At 71.7% G+C, this 4,997-nt stretch carries 3 protein-coding genes and 2 pseudogenes; 3 read left to right on the top strand and 2 right to left on the bottom strand.

Annotated features, from left to right (window positions below; all coding sequences use genetic code 11):
- Both I5I_RS05235 and I5I_RS05230 read right to left on the bottom strand, forming a co-directional pair.
- The coding region (locus I5I_RS05235; protein ID WP_051039491.1) for a response regulator transcription factor at positions 1 to 571 on the bottom strand (571 nt) is incomplete at its 3' end.
- 40 nt (positions 572 to 611) lie between these two features.
- Positions 612 to 2,144, bottom strand: coding sequence for a helix-turn-helix domain-containing protein (locus tag I5I_RS05230; RefSeq protein WP_036317328.1), 1,533 nt, complete (start codon positions 2,142 to 2,144; stop codon positions 612 to 614).
- 151 nt (positions 2,145 to 2,295) lie between these two features.
- On the opposite strand from I5I_RS05230, the gene gabT reads away from it, so the two are divergent.
- The 3 genes and pseudogenes from gabT to I5I_RS17920 form a co-directional block, all read left to right on the top strand.
- The gene (gene gabT, locus I5I_RS05225) at positions 2,296 to 3,645 is read left to right on the top strand and encodes a 4-aminobutyrate--2-oxoglutarate transaminase (protein ID WP_135949488.1); all 1,350 of its coding nucleotides are present in this window, start codon (positions 2,296 to 2,298) and stop codon (positions 3,643 to 3,645) included.
- A gap of 152 nt (positions 3,646 to 3,797) precedes the next feature.
- Positions 3,798 to 4,640: pseudogene (locus I5I_RS05220) on the top strand (flavin monoamine oxidase family protein); the annotation flags it as partial.
- Positions 4,638 to 4,856: pseudogene (locus I5I_RS17920) on the top strand (co-chaperone GroES); the annotation flags it as partial. The pseudogenes I5I_RS05220 and I5I_RS17920, both read left to right, overlap by 3 nt.
- Between the last annotated feature and the right edge of the window lie 141 nt (positions 4,857 to 4,997).

Genomic DNA, 4,997 nt, shown 5'->3' with positions numbered 1-4,997 from the left:
GCGTGAAGGTTTCGTCGCGGGAGAAGACGTGCTCGGGGCTCTCGCTCAGCAGCGCCAGCAGGCGCGCCTCGGTCGCCGTCAGCGTGACGCGCTCGCCGCCGCCACCGTACAGTGCGCGCGACTCGGCGACGAAGGTCCAGTCCCCGAGGTGACGCCGGCGTCCCTCGGCATGGTGCCCGCGGACGAGCGCGCGCAGGCGTGCGAGCAGCTCGTCGAAGTCGAACGGCTTGACCAGGTAGTCGTTGGCGCCGCTGTCGAGGCCGTCGACCCGGTCCGCGACGGCGCCGAGAGCCGTCAGCAGCAGCACCGGCGTGGTGAGGCGGGCGGTACGCATCGCCTGCACGATCTCCACCCCGTCGAGCCCCGGCAGACGCCGGTCGACGACCAGGACATCGAAGCGCTCCGCCAGCACGCGCTCCCGTGCGGCGAGACCGTCGCTGAGGTGCGTGACGTCGTAGACCTCGGAGAGCACCTCGACGGTCATGCCCGCGATCGTCGGGTCGTCTTCCACGTAGAGCAGTCGCGGCCGTGCGCCGTCGCGGGTCATCGCGTCTCCGATCTTCACCGCCATCATTCACCCATATCGGCGCCAAGAATCCGCCAAGAGCGCATCACCCCGCGGCGACGAGGGCGGCCCACAGCTCGGCACGCGCCGGAAAGCTCGACAGGTCCACCCCCAGCAGTTGCTGCGCCTGCGCGACCCGGGCGCGCACCGTGTGCCGATGGATGCCGAGCGCTCGCGCGGCCTCATCGATGCGCGCGTCGTGGGTGAGCCAGGTGCGCACGGTCTCCACGAGCGCCGTGCCCTGGGCGTCGTCGTGCGCGCGCAGCGGGCGCAGCCGCGCGTCGGCGAGAGCGCGGGCGGCCGGGGAATCGAGACTCGACAGCACCCCCGCGGCATCCGCGAAGCGCGTGACGGTCCCGCTCACGGCGGTGCGCAGCGCGGTGAGGGCCTGCGCGTGGGCGCGAGAGAATCCGCTGTAGTCGGTGGGCTCCGACAGCCCCACCGCGGCGTCCAGCAGACGCGCGAGTGCGGTGGGCGCGCCCTCGTCGTCGGCGGGGACCACGAGGACGATGCCGTCGCCGCTGCGCGCGTAGAACAGGCCGCCGCGCTCGGCGGCCTGCAGCTCGAGCCAGTCGACCGCCGCGTCGGTGCGGTTGGCGGCGACGGCGGCGACCCCGATGACGACCGGGCTCGTCGGCAGCGGGCCCCACAGCTCGCGCGACACACGACGCGCCAGTTGCGGGTCGTCCTCGAGGAGCGTGTGCAGCAGTCCTGCCCGCAGTGCCGCACGGGCGCGGCCGAGTCCCACGTTCTGTTCGAGGGCGAGGCCGGCCATCGCGATGACCGAGGTCACGACGCTGCGTCCCTCCAGGTCGAGGTCGGCGCCCACGATCGCGATGAGCCCGCGGAGGTGTCCGCCGCGGCCGAGCGTCTGCATCGTGACGCGTCGATCACCGATCTCGAGCGTCGATGCCGCGCGGGCTCCGCGGCGCAGCACGGCGCCGGCCTCCGTCGCGAGGGCGGCGCGCGCATCGTCGTCGAGCGCGTCGGCGGGGGCGCTCTGGGTCAGCGTGCCGGCGGCGTCGAACAGTCCGACCCACGCGCCGAGTTGAGACGCGAGCTCGGCGACGGTCGCCGCCAGCCCGTCCGGACGCAGTGCGGCGAGCGAGATCGCCCGCTGCGCCGACAGTGCCCAGGTGCGACGGGCATACGCCTGCGCGGCGATGGCTTCGGCGTTGGCCCGCGCCAGCGCGATGAACGGTGTGCGGTAGGGCACCTCGAACAGCGGCATCCGCTGCGCGGCGCAGGCGAGAACGAGCGCGGGCGGGATGCCGTCGCGCACCACCTCGGTGCCGAACCCCAACCCGCGCACACCGCGGGCGCGCAGGCGCGCCACGTAGGCGGCGGCGTCATCGCCCGATTCGCCGTCGCCGCCGGCTCCGACGAACTGCGTGCCCGTCGTCAGCAGCAGCAGGTCATCGGCGAGGAAGGGAGTGGGGTCGATGAGGTCGGAGCTGTGCACCCAGCGCAGCGGGGCGTCCAGCGCTCCCTCGTCGAGATCGTCGGGGCGGGAGGCGAGCCGCAGGTCGAGGTCGCGGCGCGCGAGGAGGGCGCGCAGGGTCGGCTGCGTCTCGGTCATGGGCGGCGGCCTCCTCGGCGCGGTCCGGGGTCGATCCGGGGCGGGCTCCCGGCGATGGGTGCGCGGCGGCTGTACGCCACGTACGCATCTGATCACAGAATGTACACGGCGGAGGGTGTGGCTCGGCATCCGAGGCTCATACGCTCCCGGCATGAGCATCATCGACAGCGCCGTCGTCGGCGGTCCGTCCCTGGCGCAGGAGCGCCGTCTCGTCACCGCGATCCCCGGCCCCCGCTCGCAGGAGCTGCTGGCGCGCAAGAGCGCCGCCGTCGCGTCGGGAGTCGCGCACACGGTGCCCATCGAAGCCGTCGCCGCCGGCGGAGGCGTCGTGGTCGACGCCGACGGCAACTCGCTCATCGACCTCGGCAGTGGCATCGCCGTCACGAGCGTGGGCAACGCCCACCCGGGCGTCGTGGCGGCCGTCCAGGCCGCCGTCGCGCAGATGACGCACACCTGCTTCATGATCTCGCCGTACGAGTCGTACGTGGCCGTCGCCGAGAAGCTCAACCGTCTCACGCCTGGCGACCACGCGAAGAAGTCGGCGCTGTTCAATTCCGGCGCGGAAGCCGTCGAGAACGCGATCAAGATCGCCCGCAAGGCCACCGGCCGCTCGGCCGTCGTCGCGTTCGACCACGCGTACCACGGCCGCACCAACCTCACGATGGCCCTCACGGCGAAGTCGATGCCGTACAAGAGCGGATTCGGTCCGTTCGCCTCCGAGGTCTACCGCGTTCCGGCCTCGTACCCGCTGCGCGACGGACTGAGCGGTGCGGATGCCGCTGCCAAGGCCATCTCGTTGATCGAGAAGCAGATCGGCGCCGACAACCTTGCGGCCGTCATCATCGAACCGATCCAGGGCGAGGGCGGTTTCATCGTGCCCGCCGAGGGATTCCTTCCCGCGGTCGTCGACTGGTGCCGCGCCCACGGCGTCGTCTTCATCGCCGATGAGGTGCAGACGGGCTTCGCCCGCACCGGAGCGATGTTCGCGAGCGAACTGTTCGGCATCGTGCCGGACCTCATCACGACGGCCAAGGGCATCGCGGGCGGCATGCCGCTGGCGGCGGTCACCGGTCGCGCCGAGATCATGGATGCCACCCACGGCGGGGGCCTCGGCGGCACCTACGGCGGCAACCCGGTGGCGTGCGCCGCCGCCCTCGCGGCGATCGATGCGTTCGAGAACGACGGGATGCTCGAGCGGGCGCGCGAGATCGGGGGGATCCTCCGCGCCCGCTTCGAGTCCGTGCAGCAGTCCGACCCGCGCATCGCCGAGGTGCGCGGCGCCGGCGCGATGATCGCGGTCGAGTTCGTCGACCCCGAGACGAAGGCTCCCGACGCCGCGCTGACCTCGGCGGTCGCGAAGGCGGCGATCGCCGAGGGCGTCATCGTGCTCACCTGCGGCACGTACGGCAACGTCATCCGCTTCCTGCCGCCCCTGTCGATCTCCGACGAGCTGCTCTCCGAGGGAATCGACGTCGTCGTCGCTGCCCTCGCCGCCCACTGACCCCGCCCCGGCATCCCACCCACACCCCGCCCCATGTCCCACTTGCGCCCGGCGATGTCCCACTTTCGGTCTCCTCGAGGCCACTCTGACAGCGCTTATCGGGACATGCTGCGGGAGCACCACGCATCCGGATCCACGACAGAGGAGACACAATGACCGAGATCACGCGCGACGTCGTCGTCATCGGCGCCGGTGCGGCGGGATTGACCGCCGCCAACCAGCTCAAGAAGGCGGGCCTGTCGGTCGCCGTGCTCGAAGCCCGCGACCGCGTGGGCGGGCGGCTGTGGACCGACACGATCGAGGGAGCGATGCTCGAGATCGGCGGCCAGTGGGTCTCGCCCGATCAGGACGCGCTCAAGGAGACCATCGTCGAGCTGGGCCTGGAGACCTTCGACCGCTACCGCGACGGCGACAGCGTCTACATCGGCCCCGACGGGGTCGCCCACCGCTACACGGGTGAGATGTTCCCCGTCAGCGCCGAGACCGAGAAGGTCATCGCGGATGTCACCGCCCGCCTCGACGCCATGGTCGCCGAGATCGACCCCGACCGTCCGTGGGCCCATCCGCAGGCGGCGGAGTGGGACACCGTCTCGTGGGACGCCTGGCTGCGCGAGCAGACCGACGACGACGAGGCCATCCGCAACCTCGCCTTCCCCACCGGATCGGCCATGCTCACGAAGCCGACCCATTCGTTCTCGCTGCTGCAGTCGCTGCTGATGGCGGCATCCGCCGGTAGCTACACCAACCTGGTCGACGCCGACTTCATCCTGGACAAGCGCGTCGTCGGCGGCCTGCAGCAGGTGCCGCTGCTGCTGGCCGAGCGCCTGGGCGACGACGTCTTCCTCGGTCAGCCGGTGCGCACCCTCGAATACACCGAGGGGGAGGGTGTCGTGGCCATCGCCGACGGCGTCACCGTCCGCGCCCGCCACGCGATCCTCGCGCTCGCGCCGGTGCTGTACAACCGCATCTCGTTCGTGCCGCCGCTGCCGCGCCTCGTCATCCCTGACACCGCCAAGGAGAAGCCCCAGGAGGGCGAGGTCGTGGCCGTGGGCCCCGGCCGCATCGACGACAACGGCAACCGCGTGCCGCTCGACGTCGCCGTCGGCGACCGCGTCATCTACAGCAAGTACGGCGGCACCGAGGTGAAGTTCGGCGGCGACGAGTTCCTCGTCCTGTCGGCCCGCGACGTTCTGGCGGTCGTCGTCCGCTGACGATCGCACACGACGATGGCCCCCGGCAAAGTCCGGGGGCCATCGTCGTTGACGCGGATTGGCGGAGGAACGACGACCAACGGCAGGATGCCTCGGCATCCGTCGGTCCGAACATGTCACGACCGTCGTAAGCTTTCTCTC

The sequence above is a fragment of the Microbacterium sp. B24 genome (assembly GCF_000333415.1).
Lineage (GTDB): Bacteria > Actinomycetota > Actinomycetes > Actinomycetales > Microbacteriaceae > Microbacterium.
Note: the sequence above shows the minus strand (reverse complement) of the source record. Positions and strands in the feature narration are given on the sequence as shown.

Bases quoted from the DNA above. Each gene is read 5' to 3' on its own strand.
- I5I_RS05230 (WP_036317328.1), bottom strand. From the start codon at position 2,144: ATGACCGAGACGCAGCCGACCCTGCGCGCCCTCCTCGCGCGCCGCGAC.
- gabT (WP_135949488.1), top strand. From the start codon at position 2,296: ATGAGCATCATCGACAGCGCCGTCGTCGGCGGTCCGTCCCTGGCGCAG.